The sequence below is a fragment of the Cupriavidus sp. D384 genome (assembly GCF_001652915.1).
GTDB lineage: Bacteria > Pseudomonadota > Gammaproteobacteria > Burkholderiales > Burkholderiaceae > Cupriavidus.
The window spans coordinates 127314-152529 of sequence record NZ_BBQI01000012.1 but is presented as its reverse complement, the minus strand read 5'-3'; the positions used below and the strand labels follow the sequence as shown (position 1 = coordinate 152529).

The window sequence follows — 25216 nt, the reverse complement described above, 5'->3', positions numbered from 1 at the left end:
CAGTCGAAGGCATTCGTCGTCCCACTCAGCCTATCGGACCGGTAACGAAGTCAAGACGGCGGCGTGAGGCCATAGCGGGCGGCTGCGGCGCGGAGGTGGTCAGCGTCGACTCGATCCGACTGTAGTGCCGCAAGGACCTCGCGGGCGAATCCCTGTAGCGCCTCCAGTTCCTGGCCGATGGTTTCTCCAACGAACAGGAAAAGGCCATCAGGCATTCGGCGCACGAGCGTCGTCTCCTGCGACATGCGTAGCAGCAACGATTCGGCAACATCGGAATCGACTTCCAGATACCGCTGCAGCAGCGCGACGGAGCCCGCCCGAAAGCGCTGGACGAGATCAAGCGCGCGGGCGTATTCGCGATCAGACAGCGCTGCCAAAGCGATATCAGGCCCAGTCATTGGTGCTGGTGGTCCGGTGGAGGCAGTTGTACGGCAGCGAGCGGGCTGGCCGTGGCGTCCCACTCGATGACGGGGATGCCGGCGGCTCGGTATTGCACCCGCTTCTCGGCCATGCGGGCGTCATAGTCGGCGTTGCCCGTCATGCCGAGGACCTCGATGACGGTCTCTGGCGTCACGTCGGTCAAGACGAAGTCTGGATGCGCGGCGGCCCGGCCGATATGCCGCAGGGGCTTGCGGAACGCGCGCCGTTCCGCGATCAGGCGATCCGCCATGGCGATCTCGTAGGATGAGTCGCAGGGCAGAAAGTGGGTGTTGGCCAGCATCGCGGCCACGTCTACCACCCGCAGATACCCGCCCTTCGACATCTCGACCAAAAGCACGGCGACGCAGCGCTGGTCGTCTTTGCCGACGGCAGACAACGCACTCCCAAATGAACTCTGCAGGCCCGCATAGAGGTCTGTATTGAGGAAATAGCGCTGCCGGCTTTGTCGCAACACCAGTTTGCCGCCGTACTGCGAGGGTTCGTGCGACTCAATCTGGCCGATCACGATGCCGCGCGGGCTGCCTGCGGCCGTGGGAGCGAGCCGGGCCTGCCAGGCGTCGAATTCGGCAAGGATCTCGGCCTTCCGACCGGGATCCCATCGCTGCAGGATGTGAAGCAAACCGTTTGCAGGCTTGCCGTTGATGCGGCATTCCGCCAGTTCGGTGGTCAGTTGGGACCAGCAGGCCGTCCAGCCGCGGTAGCCGGTGCCCGGCCACACGTTCAGCCCGGCTTGCTCCCAGGCATACTCCAGGAACGCCAGCAGACCGGCCGCGCGACGCTGCGGTTTGCTGCTCTGGCCTTGCGCAGAGCGCTGGACGGTCGCGGCCGGCGTACGAGTGGTCGCTGTCAGCGTGACCCCGAGCCGGATGTCGTGATTGCCGTCCTTGACCCGGAAGGGATCGAGGTTGTCGGTGGGACCCGCCTTGGCCAGCGTTTGCCGGTTGAAGGGGCATGCAGGTGCGTGGTGATGCGCCTGTTCCGGCCACCGCGCGAGCAAAAAGATGTCCCGGTGACGGCGGATCACCAGTTTAGGCCTGGGATGCTGCCTGCCGCAGCCGCATTCGGCAAAGCCCTGGATCGTTTTGGCGCGCTCGAGGTGGCGCGCATAGGGGCCGGGGTCGTCCAGTACATCGTCGAGTGGGAACTCGTTCCCGCCAATCCGCACGGTGATCATATGTCCTCCTAGACGCCGGCATCCCGGAACATGGTGTACAGGTCGCGGCGGACCTCGCTCACGTCAAGCGCGTGCTTGGCGCGCGTCATCGCGACATAGAGCAGCCGCATCTCTTCGGCCGCCATGGTCAGCTTCCCGTCGTCGCCATTCTTGAATTTGAAGTCGCCGGCGAGCTGCACCCGATCCCACTCAAGCCCTTTGGCACGGTGGACCGTCGAAACGATGTAGTCGGCCTCGTCCTCGGGGGATACGCGGGTGAGGATCAGCCGCAAGTAGTCCACCCCCTCGTTGTCGATCAGCGAGACGAGCGGCTTGAGATCCCGGCCCGCGAATGACTCCGCGTACTCCTGCACCTCTTCCCAGGTCTCGAAAAGGGCAAGCGTGGCCGGAAAGCCGACGCGCTGGCCGCGCATGAGCTGCTCGGCCCCGTCCGCGAAGGCCCGGAGTTCGTCGACGTTGGCGCGGACCGCGACCCGGTCGCCTCGGCCGATGCCCCGGGCCAGGTGGGTCAGGACCGTGGCATTCTTGCGGCAAAGGATGGCGTCAAAGCGATCCTGACCTGGAATCGGCTCGTGCAGGACGCGAGAGGCCACATGGTCCTGGCCGCGCACGGGCGTGTCTTCGTCCATCAGCGCAAGAACACGACTGGCCAGTTGCGCGATGGCGGGACCGAAACGGAAGGACTCGGTGAGAGCGTACTCCGGCGCGCGGATATGGTCCATGGCATTGACTGCGCCGCGCCACTCGTAGATCTGCTGATAAGGGTCGCCGACGTAGATGACCTGGCATTGCTGGCCGCGCAGCACTGAGAGCATGAGGCCATCGGCATCTTGCGCTTCGTCGAACAGGATGAAATCCGCACCGATACGGGGGCGACTGCTTTGCCAGACCTTTACATATACATCGTGTGCAATGGCTGACGGGGCGGCAGGGTCCAGGTATTCGGACCAGAGCCGCTTGACCGACGGCAGAAGCGATTGGCGCAGATGCTCGGCTTCCTCTTCCTTTACGATGGCGTCCACCGGGATATGCCACGCAAGCGGTTCTGCCTGAGCGGAGCGGCAGAAGCGAGCCGCGCCATCCATTACCATCCGGGCGACCTTGCTGGGACTCAGTTCAAGATCTTTGCCAATCGTTGTGGGCAAGCGCAGCTTCCCGAACCCGTACCGCATTGCGAGCTGATGCGGCGGCTCCACAGGATTCCTGAGCTTGCGCGTGATTTCGGGGCTGGTGCCGCCGTAAGCCAGGGAGTGGACCGTGCGGCAGCGGGTATTCTGCGGAAACTTGCGGGCCGCCTCGTTGGCGATTTCCTTGTTGAACGCCAGGTAGAGCCCGCGCGCGCGGCCGCGAGCCTCTGCGGCCATGCGAAGGGTCGAAGTCTTGCCGGCCCCGGCGTATGCCTTGACTTTGACCGGTCCGCCCGCCCGGACCGCTTCAACGACCTGCTCCTGTTCAACGGTGGGCGTCATGGCATCTCCAGCGCGGTTTGTTCTGGCATGCTCGCGAGAACGCGGCGTCGGATTTCCAGTGAATGGGCGCGGGACACCTCGGCGCGTCGTGCGGCCTCGCCACTGGCGTTGTCCACGATGTAGGCAAAGTAGAACGCGGTGGTGGGCCCAGTCCATGCGAGCCACTTGGCCCGGACTTCAGCCCGCAGCTCTGCGCTCAGGGAGAAGTAGACGGCGCGCTTTTGCCGCCAGAGGCGAGCCTGCATACAGCGCGTAGTGGCCTCGAGGCGATCCGATCGGCGCTGGCGGCGCGTCAGTTCTTCCTGCGCGGAATGCTGCTCGGCCGCAACATGTTCCGCAAAGAGCGGATACCGATCGCGCTCACTCTGCTGCTTGCGGGCGAAGGCGGCCTGACGGCGGGCATTGAAATCGACGGGGTGGTGTCGTCCGAATCGGGTAAATCGCATGGCAGCAAGGTATGGAATGGTCTAAGACCAAGATACCGGCCCTGCGTCAAAGTCAAGGCGGCCGGCGGGCGAAGTTCGCCGTCAATCATTTTCGAGGCAGAAATCCGGGCGTAGGCTTCGAAAGAGATAGAATTTCGCGCGCCTTTCACCAAAAACCCATGTCTCAAGCCACTACACCAATTGCTCGCGAGGTATCACTCGGCACCCGCCCGAAGAACGAGCCGCAGTTCATCGCCCCAGGCGAGCCGCAGTATGGCGAGATCGCGCGGCTGGACGCGTTCATATTCAAGCGCTACCTGGACCGTGTTTTCTGGAACCCGAGGCCAGAGGTTCTTCGGTTTGAGGTGCGGGCGAACCCCTCCGCCGTGGGGAGCGTCTACGATGTGGTGGCTATCGTGGGGCAGGGCGTAGGCGAGGTCTGGTTCTCCGAAGATGCCGTCCCGTCGCGCTGGGACTACGTCGCCATTACGGAGAGCAGTGACGGGCTGGGTCGGCTGCAGCGCGAGAAGGCTAAAGCCGAAGGCAGGCTTCCGGACGATTACGTGCCGTTTGTCGGCGATGGACCGGTGCAGGACTATTCCAATTTGGAGAACCCCGAAGAGGTGGAGCAGCGCCGTTGGGCCGTTGTCAATCGCCTGCGCGAGGCGAACCGCCGTGCCCGCGAAGCGGCCGTGAAGCGCTAGGCGTCCTCTTCTTGTACGTCGCACAGAGGCGAGGTAAGATTCGTCGGATTCTCCGCGCTTCTGCGCATCGACCTCGCCGGCGTACCGGCCATCTTCTTCTTTCACCCATCGGGGCTATGTCCCCCATGGGTCATGGCTCCCATTTCTTTGGAGCCATCATGTCTCACATTGACGCCCCTGAAACTGCCGGTGCCATCGTTGCACTGGTCGTGATTCTTTTCACGGCGCTGTTCTTCATCGTCACGACGGGAAGCATTGCGCTGCTGTACCTGCAGCTGTTCACACTGATGATTGCCGCCCTGGCGGTGGTCGTTTTGTGGGTCCTTGCCAGGTTCTCGCATCTGTCGGGCCAGCCGGCCTGACCATCGCCGCGCGCAGCCTTCACGGGCTGCCGCGGTCATCCATACCCATCCGGGAAGCGTCCCGGTGGGGCGTTTCCCGTGTCCATTAAGGAAACGCTATGTTCCACACCAAGACAATCGACATCGAAGTCGGGCCAGTTCCCGCTGAGGAATCCTGCGCGCAAGTCGGCCACGACGATTACAGCAAGCGATCGCGCCGCGAGTGCGCGGTCTACATTCGACAGTTGCAGCGCATTTTCGGCTATCCCGACCCCGCAATCCTACGATTCGAGCGCCGCGGCTTTGCGCACGAGCTCGGCCGCTACCACGAGGTGGTGGCCATCATGACCGCGAAAGGGGCCGACCTCTTCGACGAATCGAAGCTGCCCTCCGAATGGGATCACATCGCTCGTGCAGAACTCACCTGGCTGCGACTGCAGCGACACTGGTGGGAGACCGTCCAGGCTCGCCCATCGGCGATTGCGCTGGTGCCGGACATCTTCCAGCGCAACGAGATTCCGGACTTTCCGGACCATCCCGCTGCGATCTGGTGGGCCATGGGCTTTATGCCCATGCCGGCAGGCCGCGCAATCTCGATCCACTGAGGGCGGCCATGAACACCATTAGGAAGACCACGGTTATCGTCCATCTTGCCGGTGGCACGATCCCGTTCATCGAGACCGACGGCCATGTGAACGTGGTGATCGTTGATCACGACGTCGAAGGTGTTGATGATGCCGATCTCAAGACGCTGCCGGATGGCGGCAAGGCAACTGTCCGCCAGGAAGCGGCGGCCGATGTGAGCCGGCAGTCTGCGCAACACTGGCTGGACTTGGCCGTGTAGCCGGCGCGGCGTAGTTCCGGCAGTTCCATTCCATTCCCCTCGGGAGACCTTCCCGACGGGGCGGTCTCCCCATTATCGAGACCGTCATGTACAACCAAATCATCGAAAAGTTCATTGCCGCACAGCAAGCGGCCCGTCAGGCCTATCAGGACGCCGCCAACTTCGAGCGCGACATGCTCGCCGGCACCGGCACCGACGAACCGTTTTTCGCCGTAGGCGTGCGTTCGGCGTACCGGCAAGAGAACGAACTCGAGAAGTTCTGCCAATCTTTGGCCAGTAACATCGTCAGCCGGGCCCGTAGGGAGTTTGCTCCCTTGGGCGCACGGCTCGATATCGAGAATAGCGCCGAGTACGAGCGTGCCGGCCTGGATATCCACGAAGCACTGAGGAAGGGCGAGATTCCAGATCTCGACAAGCTCTGGGCGTCGCTCACCGCCTTCTACAAAGGTGATGGCGGGGCGGCAACGGCCTACCGTCAGGCCGCGTCGCGGATCGTGCGCAACTTTGGCCTGCATCGCAATGCCGAGGTAAAGCGCACGGCGGCCGGCGTGGTGCTCAAGAAGCCGGTCTATACCGAGACGTCCTACAGGTCGAGCCGGCGCAGGGTGGGGTATCACAGCACGCAGCCAACGGCAGATTGCCTGATGGGTCTCGCCACTTTCGCGGGCAAAGCGGGTAATGCGCTGCTCGCGAAGCAGCTTACAGGCATCAACCTGTACGAGCTGGAGTACGTCTCGCGCGAGAAGATCGCCATGCCGGGCCTGGACATTACCCTGTTCAACGACAAGTGGGAGTTCAAGTTCTGCAACGAGCTGGCGGAGGCGCTGATGCTGTTCATTGGCGAGTACGGCCAGGAAGCCATGCAGGAGCGGCACTGATGTACAACGCGCTTGTAGAGGCGTTCCGTGCAGCGCAGGTGGCCTCCGCTGACGCGTTTGCACGGGTTAGCGCGCTGGCAGCGCAGGTGGGCGCCAAGGCCGTGGTCGTGCCGTTGCATGTTGACCATCCCGGCGAGTTTCGTCGTTTCCTACGCCGCCTGGTGGCAAGCCTGATCGATCGGGCGAGCAACGAGTTTGGCATCGCCGGGGCGCCGGTCAGCATCGACGAGACCCGCATCCCGGTCAACGGCTACCCGAACATCTGGGAAGCTATCCGTGCAGGAGAAACGCCGGATCTGGACCGGTACTGGCGGGTGCTCGCTGAGCGGTACGAACACTGCGGGCGGGCGCTGGCATGCCGTCAGATGGCCGAGACGCTCGCCGCCTCGCTGCAACTGGATTTGCCCAATGCGGTCCGGCGCTTTACCAAGGTCACGCGCTTGCGGCTCAAGGCGCCGTCGGTGGCGACTGCGGTGCGTCCGATGCGGCGCATAGCGGTGGAGGCGCACGCCGAAGTCCGCGCAGCATTGCTCGCGCTCGCTGCGTTTGCGCAAGACGCGGGTGAGCCGGCGCTGGCAGGATGCTTGCGGCAATTCGACCACGGTGAAGCGTTCGGTCCCCAGCAACGGCGGACGTTCCCCGGGCTGGATGTCCTGCAATACAACGAGTACTGGGAATTGCGGTTCTCCGCGGCTCTTGGCGAGCGCCTCCTGGCGTTCGTCGCCCAGCATCTATCTGAGCCAGCTGCCGCATAAGCAGCCTGGCGCCTTTCCCTTGCCCCGTCATCGACGGGGCTTTTTCTTTTCTGGAATCCTATATGACTCATTGGTACGAGCCCTTGCGGGCCATCGTCAGCCTCGGTTCGCAGGCGGACAAGATCGCCCACATGGGTGAACTGCACGCCGCGCGTCAGCGGCATCTTTCCCAGTTCTTCACGCCCGATGCGATTGCCCGCCTGATGTGGGGCGTCGTGGAGGGCTGGCGCCCCGGCCGTAAGGTCGCGGTGCTGGACAATTCCGTTGGGTCGGCGCGGCTCCTGCAGTTTGCCGATCCTGCGCTACACGCCATTTATGGCGTCGACGTGCACGAACCGGCGATCGCAGCCGTTCAGCAAGCCGTTGAGGCAGCTGGCTTTGAGGGCAGCTTCCGCCAGGGTGGGATGGAGGAGATCCAGCCGCGTCATTTCGATGTGGCCGTTATCAATCCGCCGTTCTCGATCCACCTCGAATCGCCCCACCTGCAGGCTTTCGGTTGCACCACATGGGGCCGGTTCGGGCCGAACACCAGCGCTCTCAGCCATGAGTACGCGCTGGCCCAGGCGCTTGAGGCGGCACAAGTTGTGGTGGCGCTGCTGCCGACGTCCTTTGTCGACCGGTTTGTGGGCGTCCTGGACCACCGGGATGCGCATAGCACGGCGGCGCGCCGCGTGGTCGGCATCTTCGATCTGCCGGTGTCCGCTTTCCGGGAGGAGGGCGCCACGGTTCACACGTCCATTGCCGTATTCGGTCGCTACCGCACGGGAAGGGTCGTACGCCAATCCCATGGCGACTTCTCCGTACCGCTGCCGACGCTGGATCTGAACGTAGACGATCGGTATTTCCATGAGCCGCGCCTGAACCATCAGGTGTTGGACGACGCCGGACCGGCGATCACGCGGCCGGTGACCTCGCAGAAACGGGTACGCGTTGCCCATGACGGCCGCAGAATTGTCCTCGGGTTCGAGTGTGGTTTCGTCGAGGCGATGGTGCTTAACCGGGTGCTCGATAGTCGAATCGTACCGATGGACGGACAGCGGTTGCCCAACGGCATGCGCTACGCCGGCAGTGGACGCCTCGATCTCGAAGCCTATCTGGTGCAGGATGACCCGATGGCGGCGCTGGATGGGCTGCTTCGGCTGATTCGCGATGCCGGCGGCGTGCCGCAACTGGCGCCGGGGTTCCTGGAACATTTCGGGAAGCGGATTCGGCGCAGCGTGCGCCAGGCCACTGCCCTGCGGCATACGGTCTGGACGACTGGTGTCAATGCGGCGGACGCGATCTCCGGCGTGGCCCTCAAAAGCCATGTCGTGGATCCGTTGAAATGGGGCAGCCCAGTGATCAAGGCTGGCGAGACGGTAGCATTCGCCCGCCAGCCTGACGGCCGTTATGCGTTTCAGGCCGGCGGCGCCGAGTTCGCGTTGACGCTCGACGAGCTCATGAGCAGGTTTGCCGTGAGCCGATCGGCGCAGACATGGGAGACCGTGCACGAAGGCCTCGCGGTCCGGTGGCCAGGCCAGGCACTCGCACTGCGACGGCGCATGCAGGCGCTCGGTATTGACCGTTGGCTGAACTGGGAATTCCAGCAGGATGATCTGGTGGAGTTGCTGCAAAAGCCGTGCGGCGCCGTAGCCGCCTGGGAACAGGGGTGCGGCAAGTCGCGGCTCGCCGCGGCCTTGATCCTGTTGTCCGGGGTCAAGCATGGGCTCATCGTTGTCGAGGCGCGGTTGGTGCCGGAAATGCGCGCGGAGCTGGCGCAGATCCTGCCAGCCGATGCCGTCAAGGTCATCGACTCGCCGGAAAGCCTGGGCGAACTGGGGCAGATCAATCTCATTGCCTACGAGCGCCTTCGCATGCCGGTTTGCCGCAATGCCTCCAAGCGGGTGACCTATGCCCATCGGTTGCGACGCCGCATCGGGCTTTTGGTCGCCGACGAAGGAGAGCGGTTGTCCAACCCGAACAGCGACCAGAGCCGCGCGCTCTGGCAGCTTTCGGCACGGCGTCGCTACATCCTGACCGGCAGTCCGATAGCCAACTACCCGCGGGACGTGTTCGGTCTGATCGCGTTCACGGGAGGCGATGGCACGGCGGCCCAGCCCTATGGCTACCGTCGCGGCCATCTGGAACCGCAGTGGCTCGCCACCGCGCAGTTTGCGCAGCGCGGGGTGGACCGGTTCCGGGATGACTTTGTTGTCCTGGAATGGGTGACCTGGGAGTTTGCGGAAAGCCTGCAAGACGGCGCGAAACGGGAGGTGCCCAAGATCGGGAACCTGCCGCTATATCGCCAGATGCTGGCACCCCACGTCAAGCGCCGGCTGGTTTGCGAGCCCGACGTGGCCAGGTACATCCAGATTGATCCGCCGGCAGTCGAGGTGGTTGAGACGGACTGGGACCCGTCGCACCTATCCCTGTATTTGCGCACAGCCGACGAGTTCGCGGACTGGTATCGGGAGATCCGTCGAACCGACGGACGCTCGAACAACCTGATCGCGATTCTGGCGCGGATTCGCGCCGTGCACTTCGCGGCCAACTACCCGCAGCATGGGGTAGACGGCGTCGGAGCGCTGGGGCAGTTGACCAGCAAGCAGCGGGCCGCGATTGACCGGTTGGAAGCGATCGCCGCGGAAGGGAAGCAGGCCATCCTGTTTGCCGAGAATCCCGGAGTGATCGATCTGATCGCCGGGCAATTGAAGGCCCGTGGCGTCGATACGGTGCCGTTCCATGGGGGCATTCCAATTACGAAGCGCGTGGCCGACAAGGACAAGCGGTTCGTGAATGGCACGGCCACGGGGCTGCTGTGCACGAAGGGCTCAGGCAGGGCAGGGTACAACCTCCCCAACGCCGACTACGTGCTGTTCTACGACCGCTCGTGGACGTGGCGCATCGAGTATCAGGCGATGCGACGTGCTCTGCGATGGAACCGGAAAGGGCAGCTGAAGGTGATCTATTTCCACCTGCCGGGAAGCATCGATGTCTACCAGGACCAGATGGTGGCGCATAAACGCGATGCCATGGAAGCCGGGTTGGACTGGGCGACACCGGAATTGGAAGACGAGGCGTTCCTGCATATGGACACGCTTCTCGATGCCTTTGTGGAGGATCTGGCGGGGCTTCACGGCCGCAAGAACCACGATCAACGTCAACTGCTCAAGGAGGCAGCATGAAAGCGAATGAGTGCAGCATCTCTCTGGGCGAGGGTGTGGCAACGGTCAAACGGCGCGGCACGCGCAGAACGACCGTCGCCAAGATCCTTGGCACCTTGGAAGCCGATGGCGTCGAGATGATTTGTCTTGATCGCCTCGTCCACGGTGTCTTCGAGACGGAGATGGGCGGCTGGCAGGTCAGCGGGGCGATAACCACCATGCTGGCGAGACCTATCGGCCCGTTGCCGGAGAAAGACACCCAAAATAGCTGAGCTTTCGGGGGATTCGTCCCCCCTAAACCACCATAAGATGGTTTCCGTAGCGCCCCGCTACGGAAGCTCTCTCAAGATGGACCCGTTCCTCTCCGCCCTGCTCGTCAGGGCGTTTTTTTTTGTGATGCCGTTGTGCGTGTCCCCTTCGGATGCACCGTGCCAGTGGCTCCTATGACTAAGGGTTATCCCCCATAAGCGGGGTGTTGGGCTCGGCAATTTTGCCGACATTGAGATGCCGCGAACTGAAGGTGGCGGCCAACGAAACAAGGAGAAATACTCATGCGCAACCCGCGCACTTTGTCGTTCCCAGGGTCTCTCGCAATGGCACTGCTGACGTCGGCCGTATTGGCGGCTTGCGGCGGCGGTGGTGATGGCGCTGAGCCCGCCACGCAATCCACCACGACGGCTACCACGGCGCCGACCGGCCCGGGCACGCAGACACCTGCCGAGCCTGTGGCCAAGCCGACGAGCGTCGTAGTGCCGGCCTGTTCGAACTGTGCCGCCGTGGATGCCAACACCTATGCGGGCACCGGCGTCGGCGTGTGGCAGAACATCAATGCCACGGCTGGCGCGGTCGACATGCCGATCAGCATCGATGGGCTCAAGGGCCAGGATGTGACGCTGGTGTTCACGAACCAGTCGGGCACCGCCCAGACCATGCCGACGATCCCGCTGACTTCCTCGTACCTGCCCACGGTGGCCGCGAGCGCCATCCAGTGGGATGACGGTACGAACGAGGTCAAGCGTCGCATCTCCGACTTCAACCGCGACGGATGGGCGGCGAAAGCGGGGGCGCGGGGCACCGCTCCAAGCAGTTCCTCGTTTGGCGCCACGCCGCTGCGCGCCGCTGCGTACACGCCAGGTGACACCCGCACCTTCTATCACGAGGACAACACGCAGCGCACCGTGACGCTGATCCGCACCGATGCTGCGTCGGATGGCACGACCGTGAACTTCTGGGTCGAGAGCACCGAGACAAGCCCGAGCAAGGTCAGCACGGCCATCGTCAACGCGCTGTACGCGGGATTTGTGCCGAGCGGCAAGATCTATGACATGTTGAAGCAGACCGGCGGCCCGGTCTGGGGGCCGCACGCCTACAGCGATCTCATCAGCGGCGCGGTGGCCCAGCCGATCGACATCGTGATCCTCAACTTCGACCACAATACCCAGCCGTTCGGCATGGTGGGCTATTTCTACGGTCGCAATGCGCTGACGGCGGCCGCCGAACCACTGAGTAACCAGTCGGTGTCCTTGTATCTGGACTCGGAGACGCTTTACCTGGGCGGCCCCGAGGGCATGAAGGCGATGTTGCTGACCATGGCGCACGAAGGCATGCACATGCAGAACTTCTACCGCCGTGGCGTGGTGAAGGGTCCGGCCTATGCCTTCAGCACGTGGCTGGAAGAGGCCTCGGCGATGATGATGGAGGACTTCGCGAGCCAGTCGATCGACCCGACCTACAACGCGATCCGGGACGTGCGCTTCCCGAACTACATCAACTACAAGGCCGGCTCGTACAACTGCAGCCTGCTGACCTGGGATCCGTTCGGCGCCGCCTGCGACAGCTATTCGGTGTCCGGCTCGCTCGGTGGTTTCCTGGACCGACAGCTTGGGCTGGGCTTCTACAAGCATCTGCTGAACAATGTGAGCAGTACGGACTCGGTGGCGGTCTTGGACTCGTCGATCAAGGCGACCGTGCCGACGTCCAGCCTGGGCGAGCAGCTGCGCCGCTTTGCTGCGACGTCTGGTGCGCTAATGAAGGCGCCAAGCCCGACTGGCTTTGGTTTCCCGGCCCGCGCGGAAGGTGGCTTCACGCTGCCGCTAATCGATCCGCAGGCGCTGGTGGCCAGCCGCACGCTGACGCAATCGGTGCCGGCGACGCTCCAGCCCTACGCTAGCCTGCCGGTGGTCCGCAAGGCGGTGAATGGCACGTATAGCGAGACGGTCAAGGTGCCGGCTAACTCGACGCTGTCGGTCGTGATTCAATAATGGCCAAGGGGCGGCACACGCCGCCCCGTATCTCTTCGAAACTGATGCGAAAGATCCTGATTTCGGCACTGATGGCCCTTGGTCTCGCAGCTTGTGCGACAGCGGCGACCGAGCAAAAGCAAGAGCTGGTGGGCGAGATTCACATTAAGGGCAACGAGCCGTTTCCCATTGTGATGCTGGAGACTGAGGCTCACGCGAACTGGGAGCTGGTCGGTGTGCCGTTGGATCAGGCGCGTTCGTTGACGGGGCGCGAAGTGACGGTACTGGGCACTGTCATCCGTGCTCCGGGCCCAGGAGTGTGGCTGCCTTCCGTGCGCGTGAAGCAAATGTCGGAAAGCAAGCGATAGGGGGCAGCCTCCGCGCTGTGGCACGGGTCGGTGTCGCCTCACGACCCTGAGCGGCCCTCCAGCTTTTCCGACATCGGGCCGCTCAACGGCGCGTCGAAGCCCTGTCCGGGAACATTTGCTCAACGACATCTATCCCTCTTTGCTGCCTCTTCCTAAACGCTAATCGGGTCCAGGTCACGCCCATGTTCCGATTCACTTGCTGAATGGACTCGGTACGGAGATTGAGCACGGGTTGCATGCCTTCGATGCGAGCGAGTTGGATAGTCTCTTCGGCCGAAACGGCAAACATGCAACGGCCTTGGGGAACGGGCCCATGCCGCAGAGACATGATCAGAACGCCACCATCGCTCACAAGTGAAGTTACGTTCGGCATCGCACGCCGCCGCATCTCTTCATCAAGATGCATCCAGACGGCTGTTAGCATCACTACGTCAAATGTCTCCTTCCTCGAAAGAAGGATAGTAAGATCGGGGAGGCTGTCATTGATCCATTCAACCCGCGACGAAGGATGCAACTCAATTCCGGCAGCGCGCAGTTCGTCGACTGGCTCAACCGCTACGACGGTGTGACCCATAGCCGAAAACGCCACCGCATCCGTCCCCACTCCTGAACCAACGTCGAGAATCCTTGACGGGATCTCTGGTATGAGGTGCAGGACTGGCTTGTGTTGGTCAGCAAAGGGGATGTTCTGCCATTGCTTGACAAAATGCTCTGCATTTTCGGCGTAGCCTTCTGTGCCGCTCACCTTAATGGACATCCACTACGCCTGAAATTTCATTAGTCAGGAGTTTGCCAGATTGTCGCCAACCTAGAGGGAATGAGTCCAAAGGCCGATATTGACTTCCGCCTCGGCCTTCGACCTACGTGGCCATGGCCTGCCGGCTCCAGAGACGACTTGCGACCCTGAGCGGCCTACCAAACTCCGTGTTGCGGACGACCGATGTTTGGGCTGAATCGGTCATTCCGTATCGTGCACAACAAGCGAACCCATATCGCGACGAGATGCCGGTCAAGTGATTCGCGGGCGCACGCAAAAGACTTGAGGATCGATGTTGCACGACTCATACACCCCCACTTCGCTAGCCGCGGTTGTGGGGAAAACCCTGCTAAATTGATCAGAGCGTGCTTTTCCCAAAGCTTCAAACAATCGTCACCTACTACCCCAGCTACCCCGAGCGCGCCTCCCGCCTGGGCAGGGGGGGGCTGCGGAGCGACACGAAGCTGCGGCGTGGCATCGGCTGCAACCCAACTATATAAAATGAAGAATTATTTCTTTATTTATCGCGACCGATCTGCACAAATGACCTACTTCATTTTTTTTTTGATGGTCATGTTGGCTTCTTTATCTCTCGCTGCCTGTGTCTCGACCCAAAGAACCGCCGCTCACGCTTTTAGCTTCGATACTCGTCGAGCAATTCCGGCCGTAGAGGTACTGGATTTCCGCTACGGTGATTCAAGCATGCCTGGTGTGCATCCCGAAGAATGGGAGTTGAAGCAGGGCCGGATCGGACAAATGACGAACGTCAATGGGTCGATGTTGGTCGGCGATACGCTTTACGTCAAGTGGCGTATCAAGGATACTGGTGAGGTTCTGCAGGATTACGTGGACCTGCGGCATCGATTGCCTAGCGATATGAAGGATAAGAGGGTGGCCTTCTACATTGTCGACAGGCAACTCTATGTATACGTCGCAGATCAGAAATTCCTACCCGTTGGCGCATCAGAAGCAGCGCCGGCAGGCGCACCGATTAAGAATTTGCCATTTACGTATCACACCAAGTACCAAATGATTTATATCGGCCAACCCAGGAAATAAGGACTGGCAATAGTACAGCAAGCAGTGCAGGAGGCGTGACCGACAGGCGGATTTATAATATCCAGTTCGTCTTCTTCGATGCCTTCAAGAACGTCTCCGCTTCCGAGTGCGAAAACAGACCTTGGGACAACGGCATTCCGATGGTGCCTTTTGGCTGGTCTTGGCCCTTCTCCTATCCGGACACGGCCTTCCTGGGTCATTCAGTGTCGTGCGCAACAAGCGAAGTTGTATCACGACGAAATCCTGGTCGAGTGATTCGCGGTTGCTCGCAACAGAGTTGACTCATACACTCCACTTCGCTGGCCGCGGTTGCGAGGGAAAACTTGCTAGATTGGTCAGAGCCTGCCAGGTTTGCCATGAGCTTAAAGCAATCGATACTTGTCATGATCGCCTACTGCCCCAGCTACCCGAACCGCGCCGTGCAAAACCGTCGTCTCTACTGGGCGATGCCTTTGCTGGCTTCGCTTTTTCTGGGGGCGTGTGCCTTGTCGCAGAAAGCGGCCAATCACTCCTTTAGTTTTGATACTCGTGGAGCCGTGCCGGCGGTAGAGGTGCTGAATTATCGCTACGGCGACTCGGACATGACCGGTACACGTCCGCCGAAATGGGCGTTGGAGGAGGGACGGATTGGCCAACAGGCAGGTGTCCGCGGACGTATGCGTCCTGCCGACACTCTCTATGTCGAATGGCGCATCAAGAGTACCGGTCAAGTCTTTGAGGATTCGGTCGACCTCCGGCACCGATTGCCGAATGACATGACGGACAAGATAGTCTACTTCGACATCAAGGGACCGCAACTATTCGTGTATGTAGTATCTCCTGAGGACTACCCCTTGGGCACGCCAAGGAACAGCCTCCGTTTGTACTCTTACCGTCCGTACGTCCAGATTTACCCCGATCGGTCCAAGCAATAGGGGGTTGCGCTGTAGCAGCGAATACCACAGGTGCGCCGACGGATGACCAGCAGGCGCAGCGGGGCGATTAAAGCTTGCGAGGCGTCCCGCCTGGACAAGGAGAGGAACTGCGGAGCGACTCGGGAACTGGGACGTTGCATTGGCTGCAACCGAAGCCGTAGCGGCCTTTGGCAATCGAACTTGCGAGTGTCGGCTCCTGGCCGGCAAGCGCCCGCTCGCCGGCCCGAGGTTTTCACACTTCGGTCTGCTCCGCCATCTCAAGCGCGTCGTCGACTTCGATACCGAGGTAGCGAACCGTGCTCTCCAGCTTCGTGTGGCCCAGCAGCAATTGCACGGCGCGGAGGTTCTTGGTTCTGCGATAGATGAGAGATGCCTTGGTACGCCGCATAGTGTGGGTGCCGTACGCTGTGTCGTCTAGGCCAATGGATGCGATCCAATGATGCACTAGCCGTGCGTACTGGCGGGTGGACAGGTGAGCCGAGGCGTGAATCCGACTTGGAAACAGAGCATCCGACGAGCGTAATCCGCGATGGGCGGTCCATGCCTCAAGGCTGGAGCGGGGCTGCTCAGTAATCTCGAACTGAACTGGTCTATGCGTCTTCTGCTGGATCACCGTCGCTCGGGCACTAACGCGGCTACCCTGACAAACGTCTCGTACGCATAGTTTTGTGAGATCACACGCTCGAAGCTTGCTATCGATCGCAAGATTGAACAGTGCGAGCTCACGAAGGTTTGACGACATCTGCAGCCTTGTCCGGATTGCCCAGATCTCGTAGAGCTTCAGCGGCGGCTTTTGTCCGGTGAGCTTACCTTTATTCCACGGTGCCCGCGGGGCGGCGGATGAATTGGACGTCTCCATGATCATCTCCTTTCCAACGAAGGAAAGATCAGTTTGCTCCGAAACCTGTGCCGCCGACGGTCGCTGACCGACCCTTCTCGGACATCGAGCTTCCCTATGGCAATGTCGGAAACTTCTCCAAAAGAAGACATTGACCTAAAAGCCAAGTTCCCAGTTACTTCGCGGCGATGCTGAGATCGACGCGAAATCTGGTATGACCGCACCTGCGGACTCGCTCGCGGAGGCACACCATGCTCGTAAAACGTTCGCGTTAGCACTTCGCCTTCACAACTCATAAACACCCCAGCACATCAGCTTAACTAGTTCCACTAAATGGAACCGGTTCCTTTTATTCTTGACGCGGCAACGCACGGTGGCTACAGTCTTTGAACATAGCGGGCAGGAGTAGCGCCGCATATATAACAGGAGACAAGATGGACACCCGCACGCCCCAGGCACAGGCGCGTCAGCGACGCATTGTTGTGGCATCGACATTCATTGGCGCCACTATCGAGTGGTATGACTTCTACATTTTTGGCGTAATCTCGGCACTCTTTCTGAATAAGCTGTTCTTCCCGTCGTTCGATAGCACTACGGGTACCTTGCTGGGCTTCATGACTTTCGCGACTGCTTGGGTGGTCCGGCCGCTTGGGGGCATCATCGCAGGCCATATTGGCGACCGTGTTGGTCGGAAGACCACTTTGCTGTGGAGCTTCATCATCATGGGGGCGGCAACGACTCTCATCGGGCTGCTTCCGACCTATGAGACCGCCGGCATCATCGGCGCAATTCTGCTGTTGCTGCTTCGAGTCATTCAGGGCCTTTCCGTTGGCGCCGAGTATGGCGGTGCAATCGTGACAGTGGTCGAGCACGCGGATAAGGCGAAGCGAGGATTCTTCGGAAGCCTGCCGCAATGCGGTTCGTTCCTCGGCCTGCTACTTGGTAATGCGACCTTCCTTGCGATCATCAACATGGACCAGTCGGCGTTGATGTCCTGGGGATGGCGTATCCCATTCCTGCTCAGCGCATTGATGCTTGGCGTGGGGATTCTCATTCGCACCAAGGTAATGGAGTCCCCTGACTTCCAGAAGGCGAAGGATTCAGGGCAAATTGAAGGGATGCCGCTTGCCACCGTCGTCAAACAACATCCGCGCCAACTGCTGGCGATTATGTTCGCTCAAGCCGCTCCCAACACTTTTTTCTATGCATGCGCCGTTGCGATGGTTTCCTATGCCGTGACGAAACTTGGAATCAGCCAGTCCAAGATGCTTATGGCCGTGTGCTTGGGGGCATTCGCGGAGATGTGCATGATTCCGTTGTTCGGCGCATTGACCGACCGCATTTCCCGCCGAAAGGTGTTCGTGGGTGGACTGTTGGTGATGGCAGTTATGGCGTTTCCGTTCTTCACAGCGCTTGAGTCGAGGGCTTACGGATGGCTCTTGGTCTGCTATGTCGTGATGCTGGGGCTTGGGCACGCAGCTTGCCACGCTTCTCAGGCAGCACTGTTCTCTGAAATGTTTCCGACTAACGTTCGCTACACAGGGCTTTCAGTGGGCTACCAGGCGTCCGGCGCAATCTTCGGTGGCCCCCTTCCAATTATCGCAACCGTTCTCATTGCGATGCATGGTGGCGGAATCTGGCTGTTCTACGGCTACACGATGCTCATCGCAGTGATCAGCTTCATCGCCATTATGGCTGGCCGATCTCATCAGGGATCAATGTCGAGTGCACCCGCATAGCCGGCACTCCGTGACGTTCGGTTGAGCGTCAGTATCTATCCAAGAGGCTCCACCATAGCGGTCGGAGCCTGCTTTCATCTTTACGGATGAGTAACGTCGTGTCTGATAGTTCAATCAAGTCCGCGCTGACCGCGCATCCAAGTGCAAATCTCGAGTGGCTGGCTCTCCGTCGGGAGGAGATAGTCGAGCCGGAATTGCCTATCGTGGACCCGCACCATCACCTGTGGAATCTCCCCACCAACCGGTACTTGTTGGATGAAGCGCTAGATGACTTCACGGCTGGTCATCACATCACGCACACCGTCCATGTGCAGTGTCGTTCGATGTACCGAGCAGATGGTGAGGAAGAGATGAAGCCGGTCGGCGAGACCGAGTTCGTCAATGGCATTGCGGCGCAAAGCGCCAGCGGAGAGTATGGTCAAGTTCGCGTGGCGGCTGGTATCGTCGGCACGACGGACTTGCTATTAGGGAAACAGGTCGAACCGGTGCTCGATGCACATATGCGAGCCGCAGGTCCGCGCTTCAAGGGCATACGGCCCAGCGTGGTGTGGCATGCCGACAGCCGGGTGCGACCGCTGGACATCCCCTCGGGAATACTGATGGATTCTCGTGCCCGAGAGGCAATCTCGTGTATCGAGCGGCGTGGTCTTTCTTTGGATCTCTGGGCTTTCTTCACTCAGCTGGACGAAGTATTGGATGTGTGCCGGTCGTTTCCCAACCTTACCGTGGTCGTCAATCACCTTGGCGGACCGATTGGTATCGGCCCTTACGAAGGCCGCCGTGAGGAGGTCTTCTCGGAGTGGTCGACCCGCCTGCGGTTGCTTTCCGAATGCGAAAACGTAGTCATCAAGATAGGCGGGCTTGGTATGCGATACGCCGGATTTCGCTTCAACGAACCACCTTTGCCGCCGTCATCCGACGCGCTAGTCGACTCCTGGAGAATGTACGTGCATGAATGCATCGACATTTTCGGCACAGCCAGGTATATGTTTGAGAGCAACTTCCCCGTCGATCGCGGGATGTTTAGCTATAACGTTCTGTGGAATGCATTCAAGAAACTGACGAAAAACTACACGCCAGAAGAGCGCAACCAACTCTTCAGTGGAACGGCAAGTCAGACCTATCGTTTGTGCCAATCCATCCCTCGGAATGCGGTCACAAGAGTTTGCTAAGGAAGCCTAAGGCAAGGCGGAGGGCGGCTTCGCTGTTTCGCTTTGCCTGGGAAGACGCAAACTAACGGCCATACGGGAGTCATGAACCCGATGTCGATTCATTCTTCGCCGCACAACGTACGATGCGGTTCCGAAACTTCCTGTATCGAATGCCAGTGCGCCCTTGGCGATGAGCTTCTCAATGCGCCATAGCGCTACATGCTCAATCGTCGCCTCTGAAGTGGGACCAACGAGTGCGACGCCCACTGCGGAATCATTGATGGGCGATCTTAAAATTCTTAGACGGTGTCCGTCATCGAGCAGCTCAAGTAGTCGCCTTTGCTGAGAGGTCATCCCCATTGAAAATCGAGATTGATGGCTGGCGTCGGCAGGATGTCGCTCGATGGCAATGTAGGGACGATTGCCACGCCAGGAATACTACGGAAAATGCTCGCTTCGAGCGGCGCTCAGGACGAGACCAGTGTGGGACTCGATAGCGGGCATAGTGGCGGTGGCATCAGAGATGCACCGCCACTAAGCCCCGACTGTCATGCCGAGAGGATAGTCTCTTCTTCGATGGTAGGCTTGACGTCACGGAAGCTGAGACCTGATTCTGCGAGCTTCTGCAGCAGCCTGGACGGACGCCAGCGCTTACCGTACATCGAGTGCCATTTCGAGACCTCTCGATAGATCACAGATGCACCAACGGTATCAGCCCAGAACATCAAGCCACCCCGATGTCGGGGGAATCCAAAACCGTAGAGCCACATCACGTCGATATCGCTGGACCGGTACGCCTTACCATCCTCGAGGATCTTGCACGCCTCGTTCACGGAAGCGAAGAGAACGCGCTGCAGAATCTCCTCGTCCGTGAACTCTCGTTGCGGGATGTCGAAATCCTTGGCCACGTCTGCAATCACCTGCTTGACCACATCATCGACAATAGGCGTGCGATCGCCGTTCTCGTACCGATACCAACCCGCGCCAGTCTTTTGCCCCTTTCTTCCCATTTCTACCAGACGGTCAGGGACATGCAGCTTACGGTATCCTGGGTCAGCAGCAGCACGACGCTTGCGGCCCTCGTAACTAACGTCGAGACCCGAGATGTCATTGACTGCAAAGGGGCCCTTCGGGTAGCCAAACTGCTCCATTACCCTGTCAATCTGGACAGGCGTGGCACCCTCTTCAAGCATGAGCATCATCTCTGCCATCATGGGAGCACGGCTTCGGTTTGCAACGAACCCGTCGCACGAGCCCGCAACGGCGCAAACCTTTCCGATGGCCCGACCCATCTCCATCGTACGAGCGATCGTCGCCGGAAGGGTTCGCGGGCCATTAACGACTTCACACAGTTTCATGACATTGGCGGGCGCAAAGAAGTGCGCGCCGGCAACGTCGCCTGGCCGAGAAGTTGCATCAGCGATGGCGTCAATGTCGATTGCGGAAGAGTTCGTAAGCAGCAGTGCGCCCGGCTTCAGTACAGCATCCAGCTTTCGGAAGACATCCTGCTTGATGTCGAGGCGCTCGAATACTGCCTCAATGGCGACGTCGCAGTCAGAGATGGCTTCATACTCCTGAACACCTTGGATGAGATCCAGGCGCCGATCCATTTCATCCTGGGCCATGCTGCCGCGTTTTACCTTTACAGCGTAGGTATCGCGGATGCGTTGGACTCCGCGGTCCAGAGCCTCGGCGCTCGCTTCGAGGACTTTGACGGGAATGTTTGCATCCGCGAAGCACATGGCGATGCCACCACCCATGGTGCCTGCCCCGATAATGGCTGCCGATTTGACGGGGGGAACGCTCGAGAGATCGACATCCGGAACCTTTCGAGCTTCACGCTCGGCGAAAAAGGCGTATCGCAGGGCCTTGGCTTCACCGGAATTTTCTAACGCCGCGAACGCTTCTTCCTCGAAGGCGATACCTGCGTCAAAGGTGCGGCGAACTGAGGCCTCGACACATGCAATTGCCCTGTCTTTGGCCGGCAGCAATTGCCCATTCTTTGTCTCGGCTTTGCGTACATCAGCGACGATGGCGGCGAGGCTTTCGTCGTCCACGTCCACGTGACGGTCGCGTACGCGAGGCAATGGGCGTGTTGGAGCAATGCTTTTCGCAAATTCGATGGCGGCGTGACGCAACTCGCCTTTCGGAACCAGCGCGTCGACGACACCGATCTTCTCGGCGTCTTCGGCGCTGATCGGGCGACCACCAAGAATGAGCTGGAGGGCCTTTTCAGGACCCACCAGTCGTGGCAGGCGCTGCGTGCCCCCGCCACCAGGGATGACGCCGAGAGTGACTTCTGGCAGACCAAGCTTCGCGCCAACTGTGGCGACGCGGTAGTGGCAAGCGAGAACGTGCTCTAGCCCCCCGCCCAAGGCATACCCCTGGATCGCAGCGACGACGGGCTTGGCACTGCTGTCGATTGCGGCGGTGCTGGTGCGTGTCGAGACCGAACGAGCCTGACCGAACTGGCGAATGTCCGCGCCGGCGATGAAGTTCTTTCCTTCCCCGATAAGTACGATCGCTGCGACTCCTGCGTCGCCGTTTGCTTTCTCCAGGAAGGCAATGATGCCTTCCCGCATACCGGGAGCGAGCGCATTGACGGGCGGGTTGTCAACGGAAATGACTGCGATTCCGTCTTCGACGCCGTAGTGCACCAATTCTTTCTGTGTCATTCGGACCTCTTTACTTTGCCGTCACCGGACGGTCATCTGTGTCTCCGGATCAGATGGATCGATGCCGGTATTAGCGGTTGTTCTCGCGCGGATACTCGAGGACAAGCGCTTCCAGGCCTTCCGAACCGGCGCGAATGTCGAACTTGTCTTCAGTGGGTTCGACGCAGATCATCGACCAGAGGGGGAGCTCTTCCGACTCGTGGCGCAGGCTGCCGTTGCCGACAAGAATGTAGTAGCCGGCCGCGCGCTTCGGATCGGGACCCTCGATCTGCATGTCTGCGCCAAGACGCAGGACGCGCGCCCGCATGCCGTCATCCTCGTCGTCGAACAGCGTCTCCCAGGCGGCCTCCGTACGCGCCTTCATCACGGGCGCCGTGGAAAAACGTACCGGATCCGAGTGCAGGTGGCGGCGCTTGCTGGGTTGCAGCTTGTCGCGATAACCGGGCTTGTCGAGATAGACCGGTTCGGAGTTGCCCGTGTACATGCGCATAGCAACGAACGACAAACCTTGCGGGCCGGCGGTAATCGGGCCGTATGCGGTGTGGTGGTCCTTGAACTGTACGGTCAGCGGCTCGATCGTTTGCCCGCGCGTCCCGATGGTGCCGGAACCAGCGACAAAGCACTGGAACATCGTCACGCCGTGGAAATGGGGAACGATGGCTTCGTTGGCGTCCAGTTCCGACATTGTTGCCTGCGGGCCGACGCCTGCAGCGTTGGACGAACGGGGGCCAAAGAAAACAGTCCCCCAGTGCTGATTGCCGGTACCAGGGGACACGATAACGCTGCGCTGTGCCAGCGCGTCGCTGCCGCTGCGGGTATAGATCATCTGCAACTCTCCATGGGTAAAAGTCAGATCGCGCATCTGCGCTGGCCAGCAAATCGCGGACCGTGCAATCATCCTAGCACGAGTTTTAACGAATAGCACGAGTTCCGAGCAGTGAAACCAAATATGCGGTGGTCGCACGCCTTTAAAGTTTCATAGAGTGGAACCTATTCCAAAAATGTTGACGCAGATCAAGGTCGGGTCTACAGTGCGCTTCATGGCGCCACGCTTCTGAAGTCCCCCGTTCGACAACCTGCATGGATGACCCAAGGCGTCAGTGGGTTACATCATCATCACTTTGGGAAGTCCCTTCCTTTATCCGTATGAGCAAATTCAAGTTTCTGTTCGAGCCGCGGTCGATTGCTGTTGTCGGCGTGTCGGATGACGCTAACCGCCCTGGATCGCAGGTTGTTCGCGCCCTGGTAAAGAATGGCTATGCGGGGAAGATCTATCCCGTAAACCCGAAGTACGAGGCGTTCGACGGACACAAGTGCTTTCCGTCTGTGCTCGATATCGAAGAGCCGGTTGACCTGGTGGTGATTGGCGTACCTGCCCAGGGTGCTGTGGCGGTGCTGGAGACCTGCGTGAAGAAGCAGGTCAAGTTCGCGGTCATCCTGAGTGGCGGCTTCCGCGAGAGCGGAGCGGAGGGAATCGCGCTCGAGCAGCGCATGCTGGAAATTGCAAAAGCTGGCGGAATTCGCGTGCTAGGCCCAAATTGCCTGGGCTTTGCAAACATCCATGACGGCGTCTATGCCGCGTTTGGAAGCATTACCCGTGAGCCGAAGCTGAAGAAGGGTGGTGTATCGCTTGTTACGCAAAGCGGTGGCTTTGGATACAGCATTGCGCTGGGTTGTGCCGCGGCCGGCATCGGGTTCCGGCATGTCCTGGCAACGGGCAACGAGAGCGATATCGATACGGTGCAGTTGATCGATGCGCTGCTCGACGATGAGGAAACCCGGGTCATCGTGGCCTACCTTGAAGGCACGCGAGATGGTCGGGCTCTGCTGGAAGTCGGTCGACGTGCGCTGGCCCTTGGCAAACCAATTCTTCTCTGGAAGGCTGGCATTACCGAGCAAGGCGCGAAGGCCGCAGCGTCCCATACGGCGAGCATGACCGGCAGCTACGATTTCTACAAGGCGCTCTTCGCCCAGAGCGGCATCATTGAAATCCGCGAGATCCATCAGGCCGTCGACTATCTCAAGGCTTTGGAAGGTGAAAAGACGCCGGCCGGAACGGGCGTCGCGGTCCTTGGCGTGTCGGGCGGTTCCGCTATTGTCTTTGCCGACGCGGGCGAGCCGGACGGCGTGATGCTGTGCGAACTGACGGAGCAGACGCAGTCTCGGCTGGGCACGGTCATTTCAAGCATCGGCGCCGTGCACAACCCGGTCGACCTGACCGCGGGATATTTTTCGGCGGCAAACCGCGAAAAGCTGGATACCGTGCTGTCGGCAGTTCTGGACGATCCAAATGTCGATGCAGTGTGCGTGAACCTTGCAACGACGGGAAAGGCCGGTTGCCAGGCCGCGGCGGAAGTCATGGCGAAGGTGGCGGCCACGGCGAGCAAGCCGATCCTGGTCTTCTCGTCGGCCCCGCGCGAATTGGTAGGTGAGGCGTTCGAGGTTTTTGAAGCGGCGCGAATCCCGGTGTTTCCATCGCCGTCGCGCGCGGCGCACGCCGTTGCGATGCTGGCGAAGTACGGCGCGGCCAGGCGTCAACAGGTACTGCGCGCCAAATCGTTCGACAGTCAGCGATCGGCCGTGTCGCTGACCGACGCCGACCTGACTTCACTTTCCGAGACCGATGCCAAGCGAATTCTCGGCCAGGCCGGCATCCCGGTTTCTCATGACGTCATTGTGCAGAGCCACGACGAGGCAGGTGTCTTCGAGACGTTGCGCGCGCCGTTGGTTGTCAAGGTCGTTTCTCCGGACATTGCGCACAAGACGGAAGTGGGTGGCGTGAAGGTCGGTATCCGCACGCAACAGGAGCTGGAAACTGCGATTGCCTCGGTCCTGGAAAGCGCCAGGCAAAAGGCGCCCACCGCTCGGATTTCAGGAGCCCTGGTTACCGAGATGATTCAGGGCGGGTTCGAGCTCATCGCGGGCGTGGTGAATGATCCGGTGTTCGGCCCCGTCGTTGTCGTGGGTGCCGGAGGCATCTACGCGGAGTTGCTTGGCGACACGGCCTGCCGCATTGCGCCGTTCGATGCCGACACTGGCCTGGAAATGATCAACAGCCTGAAGTGCCAACGGATTCTGGCGGGGGCGCGGGGCGGCAAGCCTCTGGACATCGAATCGGCGGCCAAGGCACTGGCGGCGCTGTCCAAGTTTGCGTGGGAAAACCGCGACCGTGTGGCGGAAGTCGACATCAACCCGCTGTTTGTGCTGCCAGAAGGGGTGATCGCTGCCGACGCCGTGATCATCCCCGTCACGCCGGCTGCGGCCAATCTGTGACGGTAACAATGTGGGGCATAAGGACTAC

The 25216-nt window shown here is 60.6% G+C and carries 23 protein-coding genes; 15 read left to right on the top strand and 8 right to left on the bottom strand.

Annotation, left to right across the window (positions count from 1 at the left end):
• Positions 1-50: 50 nt before the first annotated feature.
• From A9J21_RS06300 to A9J21_RS06285, 4 genes are read right to left on the bottom strand one after another with little or no spacing between them, the layout of a single operon-like run.
• Positions 51-398, bottom strand: a complete 348-nt coding sequence (locus A9J21_RS06300) for a hypothetical protein (protein WP_066732980.1) — start codon at positions 396-398, stop codon at positions 51-53.
• Entirely contained in the window at positions 395-1615 is a 1221-nt protein-coding gene (locus tag A9J21_RS06295; RefSeq protein WP_066732978.1) for a DUF1173 family protein, read from the bottom strand. Before A9J21_RS06295 ends, A9J21_RS06300 begins: the two co-directional genes overlap by 4 nt.
• Positions 1616-1623: 8 nt before the next feature.
• The gene (locus A9J21_RS06290; protein ID WP_066732976.1) at positions 1624-3084 is read right to left on the bottom strand and encodes a 3'-5' exonuclease; all 1461 of its coding nucleotides are present in this window, start codon (positions 3082-3084) and stop codon (positions 1624-1626) included.
• Positions 3081-3530, bottom strand: a complete 450-nt coding sequence (locus tag A9J21_RS06285; protein WP_066732974.1) for a hypothetical protein — start codon at positions 3528-3530, stop codon at positions 3081-3083. Before A9J21_RS06285 ends, A9J21_RS06290 begins: the two co-directional genes overlap by 4 nt.
• A gap of 158 nt (positions 3531-3688) precedes the next feature.
• Between A9J21_RS06285 and A9J21_RS06280 the strand changes: the two genes are divergently transcribed.
• The 10 genes from A9J21_RS06280 to A9J21_RS06235 all read left to right on the top strand — a co-directional run bounded on the left by A9J21_RS06280 (position 3689) and on the right by A9J21_RS06235 (position 12782).
• Positions 3689-4213, top strand: coding sequence for a hypothetical protein (locus A9J21_RS06280; protein ID WP_066732972.1), 525 nt, complete (start codon positions 3689-3691; stop codon positions 4211-4213).
• A gap of 158 nt (positions 4214-4371) precedes the next feature.
• Entirely contained in the window at positions 4372-4575 is a 204-nt protein-coding gene (locus A9J21_RS06275) for a hypothetical protein (RefSeq protein WP_231906828.1), read from the top strand.
• A 98-nt stretch (positions 4576-4673) separates the two neighbouring features.
• The gene (locus A9J21_RS06270) at positions 4674-5159 is read left to right on the top strand and encodes a hypothetical protein (protein WP_066732969.1); all 486 of its coding nucleotides are present in this window, start codon (positions 4674-4676) and stop codon (positions 5157-5159) included.
• 8 nt (positions 5160-5167) lie between these two features.
• Entirely contained in the window at positions 5168-5398 is a 231-nt protein-coding gene (locus A9J21_RS06265; protein ID WP_066732968.1) for a hypothetical protein, read from the top strand.
• A gap of 86 nt (positions 5399-5484) precedes the next feature.
• Positions 5485-6276, top strand: coding sequence for a hypothetical protein (locus A9J21_RS06260; RefSeq protein WP_066732967.1), 792 nt, complete (start codon positions 5485-5487; stop codon positions 6274-6276).
• Positions 6276-7031, top strand: coding sequence for a hypothetical protein (locus tag A9J21_RS06255; protein ID WP_066732966.1), 756 nt, complete (start codon positions 6276-6278; stop codon positions 7029-7031). The genes A9J21_RS06260 and A9J21_RS06255 overlap by 1 nt, the downstream gene beginning before the upstream one ends.
• Positions 7032-7093: 62 nt before the next feature.
• A complete protein-coding gene (locus tag A9J21_RS06250; protein ID WP_066732965.1) occupies positions 7094-10195 on the top strand; it encodes a DEAD/DEAH box helicase in 3102 nt (1033 codons plus the stop codon).
• Positions 10192-10446 (top strand): hypothetical protein, encoded by a 255-nt coding sequence (locus A9J21_RS06245; RefSeq protein WP_066732964.1) that lies wholly within the window; start codon positions 10192-10194, stop codon positions 10444-10446. The genes A9J21_RS06250 and A9J21_RS06245 overlap by 4 nt, the downstream gene beginning before the upstream one ends.
• Before the next feature lie 321 nt (positions 10447-10767).
• Positions 10768-12435, top strand: coding sequence for a M30 family zinc metallopeptidase (locus tag A9J21_RS06240; RefSeq protein WP_231906827.1), 1668 nt, complete (start codon positions 10768-10770; stop codon positions 12433-12435).
• 44 nt (positions 12436-12479) lie between these two features.
• On the top strand, positions 12480-12782 hold the full coding sequence (locus A9J21_RS06235; protein WP_066733118.1) for a hypothetical protein: 303 nt from the start codon (positions 12480-12482) through the stop codon (positions 12780-12782).
• 82 nt (positions 12783-12864) lie between these two features.
• Here A9J21_RS06235 and A9J21_RS06230 read toward each other — a convergent pair whose 3' ends face one another.
• Entirely contained in the window at positions 12865-13539 is a 675-nt protein-coding gene (locus A9J21_RS06230; protein WP_066732961.1) for a bifunctional 2-polyprenyl-6-hydroxyphenol methylase/3-demethylubiquinol 3-O-methyltransferase UbiG, read from the bottom strand.
• Between the two features lie 543 nt (positions 13540-14082).
• Here A9J21_RS06230 and A9J21_RS06225 point away from each other — a divergent pair.
• Together A9J21_RS06225 and A9J21_RS06220 are read left to right on the top strand one after the other, a co-directional pair.
• Positions 14083-14598, top strand: coding sequence for a hypothetical protein (locus tag A9J21_RS06225; RefSeq protein WP_066732959.1), 516 nt, complete (start codon positions 14083-14085; stop codon positions 14596-14598).
• A 383-nt stretch (positions 14599-14981) separates the two neighbouring features.
• Positions 14982-15512 (top strand): hypothetical protein, encoded by a 531-nt coding sequence (locus A9J21_RS06220; protein WP_066733117.1) that lies wholly within the window; start codon positions 14982-14984, stop codon positions 15510-15512.
• Between the two features lie 232 nt (positions 15513-15744).
• On the opposite strand, the gene A9J21_RS06215 is transcribed toward A9J21_RS06220, so the two are convergent.
• Complete coding sequence (locus A9J21_RS06215; RefSeq protein WP_066733116.1) at positions 15745-16371, bottom strand: tyrosine-type recombinase/integrase; 627 nt, start codon at positions 16369-16371, stop codon at positions 15745-15747.
• Between the two features lie 413 nt (positions 16372-16784).
• Between A9J21_RS06215 and A9J21_RS06210 the strand changes: the two genes are divergently transcribed.
• Both A9J21_RS06210 and A9J21_RS06205 read left to right on the top strand, forming a co-directional pair.
• Positions 16785-18089: an MFS transporter gene (locus A9J21_RS06210; protein ID WP_066733115.1), complete on the top strand. Its 1305-nt coding sequence runs from the start codon at positions 16785-16787 to the stop codon at positions 18087-18089.
• Between the two features lie 98 nt (positions 18090-18187).
• Positions 18188-19261, top strand: a complete 1074-nt coding sequence (locus A9J21_RS06205) for an amidohydrolase (RefSeq protein WP_066733114.1) — start codon at positions 18188-18190, stop codon at positions 19259-19261.
• Between the two features lie 527 nt (positions 19262-19788).
• On the opposite strand, the gene A9J21_RS06200 is transcribed toward A9J21_RS06205, so the two are convergent.
• Together A9J21_RS06200 and A9J21_RS06195 are read right to left on the bottom strand one after the other, a co-directional pair.
• Positions 19789-21915 (bottom strand): 3-hydroxyacyl-CoA dehydrogenase NAD-binding domain-containing protein, encoded by a 2127-nt coding sequence (locus A9J21_RS06200; protein WP_066732957.1) that lies wholly within the window; start codon positions 21913-21915, stop codon positions 19789-19791.
• 70 nt (positions 21916-21985) lie between these two features.
• Positions 21986-22777, bottom strand: a complete 792-nt coding sequence (locus tag A9J21_RS06195; RefSeq protein WP_231906826.1) for a hypothetical protein — start codon at positions 22775-22777, stop codon at positions 21986-21988.
• Between the two features lie 284 nt (positions 22778-23061).
• Between A9J21_RS06195 and A9J21_RS06190 the strand changes: the two genes are divergently transcribed.
• Entirely contained in the window at positions 23062-25188 is a 2127-nt protein-coding gene (locus A9J21_RS06190; protein ID WP_066732955.1) for an acetate--CoA ligase family protein, read from the top strand.
• Positions 25189-25216: the final 28 nt, after the last annotated feature.

Coding starts and splice junctions, on each gene's coding strand:
- A9J21_RS06300 (WP_066732980.1), bottom strand. CDS start 398: ATGACTGGGCCTGATATCGCTTTGGCAGCGCTGTCTGATCGCGAATAC.
- A9J21_RS06295 (WP_066732978.1), bottom strand. CDS start 1,615: ATGATCACCGTGCGGATTGGCGGGAACGAGTTCCCACTCGACGATGTA.
- A9J21_RS06290 (WP_066732976.1), bottom strand. CDS start 3,084: ATGACGCCCACCGTTGAACAGGAGCAGGTCGTTGAAGCGGTCCGGGCG.
- A9J21_RS06285 (WP_066732974.1), bottom strand. CDS start 3,530: ATGCGATTTACCCGATTCGGACGACACCACCCCGTCGATTTCAATGCC.
- A9J21_RS06280 (WP_066732972.1), top strand. CDS start 3,689: ATGTCTCAAGCCACTACACCAATTGCTCGCGAGGTATCACTCGGCACC.
- A9J21_RS06275 (WP_231906828.1), top strand. CDS start 4,372: ATGTCTCACATTGACGCCCCTGAAACTGCCGGTGCCATCGTTGCACTG.
- A9J21_RS06270 (WP_066732969.1), top strand. CDS start 4,674: ATGTTCCACACCAAGACAATCGACATCGAAGTCGGGCCAGTTCCCGCT.
- A9J21_RS06265 (WP_066732968.1), top strand. CDS start 5,168: ATGAACACCATTAGGAAGACCACGGTTATCGTCCATCTTGCCGGTGGC.
- A9J21_RS06260 (WP_066732967.1), top strand. CDS start 5,485: ATGTACAACCAAATCATCGAAAAGTTCATTGCCGCACAGCAAGCGGCC.
- A9J21_RS06255 (WP_066732966.1), top strand. CDS start 6,276: ATGTACAACGCGCTTGTAGAGGCGTTCCGTGCAGCGCAGGTGGCCTCC.
- A9J21_RS06250 (WP_066732965.1), top strand. CDS start 7,094: ATGACTCATTGGTACGAGCCCTTGCGGGCCATCGTCAGCCTCGGTTCG.
- A9J21_RS06245 (WP_066732964.1), top strand. CDS start 10,192: ATGAAAGCGAATGAGTGCAGCATCTCTCTGGGCGAGGGTGTGGCAACG.
- A9J21_RS06240 (WP_231906827.1), top strand. CDS start 10,768: ATGGCACTGCTGACGTCGGCCGTATTGGCGGCTTGCGGCGGCGGTGGT.
- A9J21_RS06235 (WP_066733118.1), top strand. CDS start 12,480: ATGCGAAAGATCCTGATTTCGGCACTGATGGCCCTTGGTCTCGCAGCT.
- A9J21_RS06230 (WP_066732961.1), bottom strand. CDS start 13,539: ATGTCCATTAAGGTGAGCGGCACAGAAGGCTACGCCGAAAATGCAGAG.
- A9J21_RS06225 (WP_066732959.1), top strand. CDS start 14,083: ATGACCTACTTCATTTTTTTTTTGATGGTCATGTTGGCTTCTTTATCT.
- A9J21_RS06220 (WP_066733117.1), top strand. CDS start 14,982: ATGATCGCCTACTGCCCCAGCTACCCGAACCGCGCCGTGCAAAACCGT.
- A9J21_RS06215 (WP_066733116.1), bottom strand. CDS start 16,371: ATGGAGACGTCCAATTCATCCGCCGCCCCGCGGGCACCGTGGAATAAA.
- A9J21_RS06210 (WP_066733115.1), top strand. CDS start 16,785: ATGGACACCCGCACGCCCCAGGCACAGGCGCGTCAGCGACGCATTGTT.
- A9J21_RS06200 (WP_066732957.1), bottom strand. CDS start 21,915: ATGACACAGAAAGAATTGGTGCACTACGGCGTCGAAGACGGAATCGCA.
- A9J21_RS06195 (WP_231906826.1), bottom strand. CDS start 22,777: ATGCGCGATCTGACTTTTACCCATGGAGAGTTGCAGATGATCTATACC.
- A9J21_RS06190 (WP_066732955.1), top strand. CDS start 23,062: ATGAGCAAATTCAAGTTTCTGTTCGAGCCGCGGTCGATTGCTGTTGTC.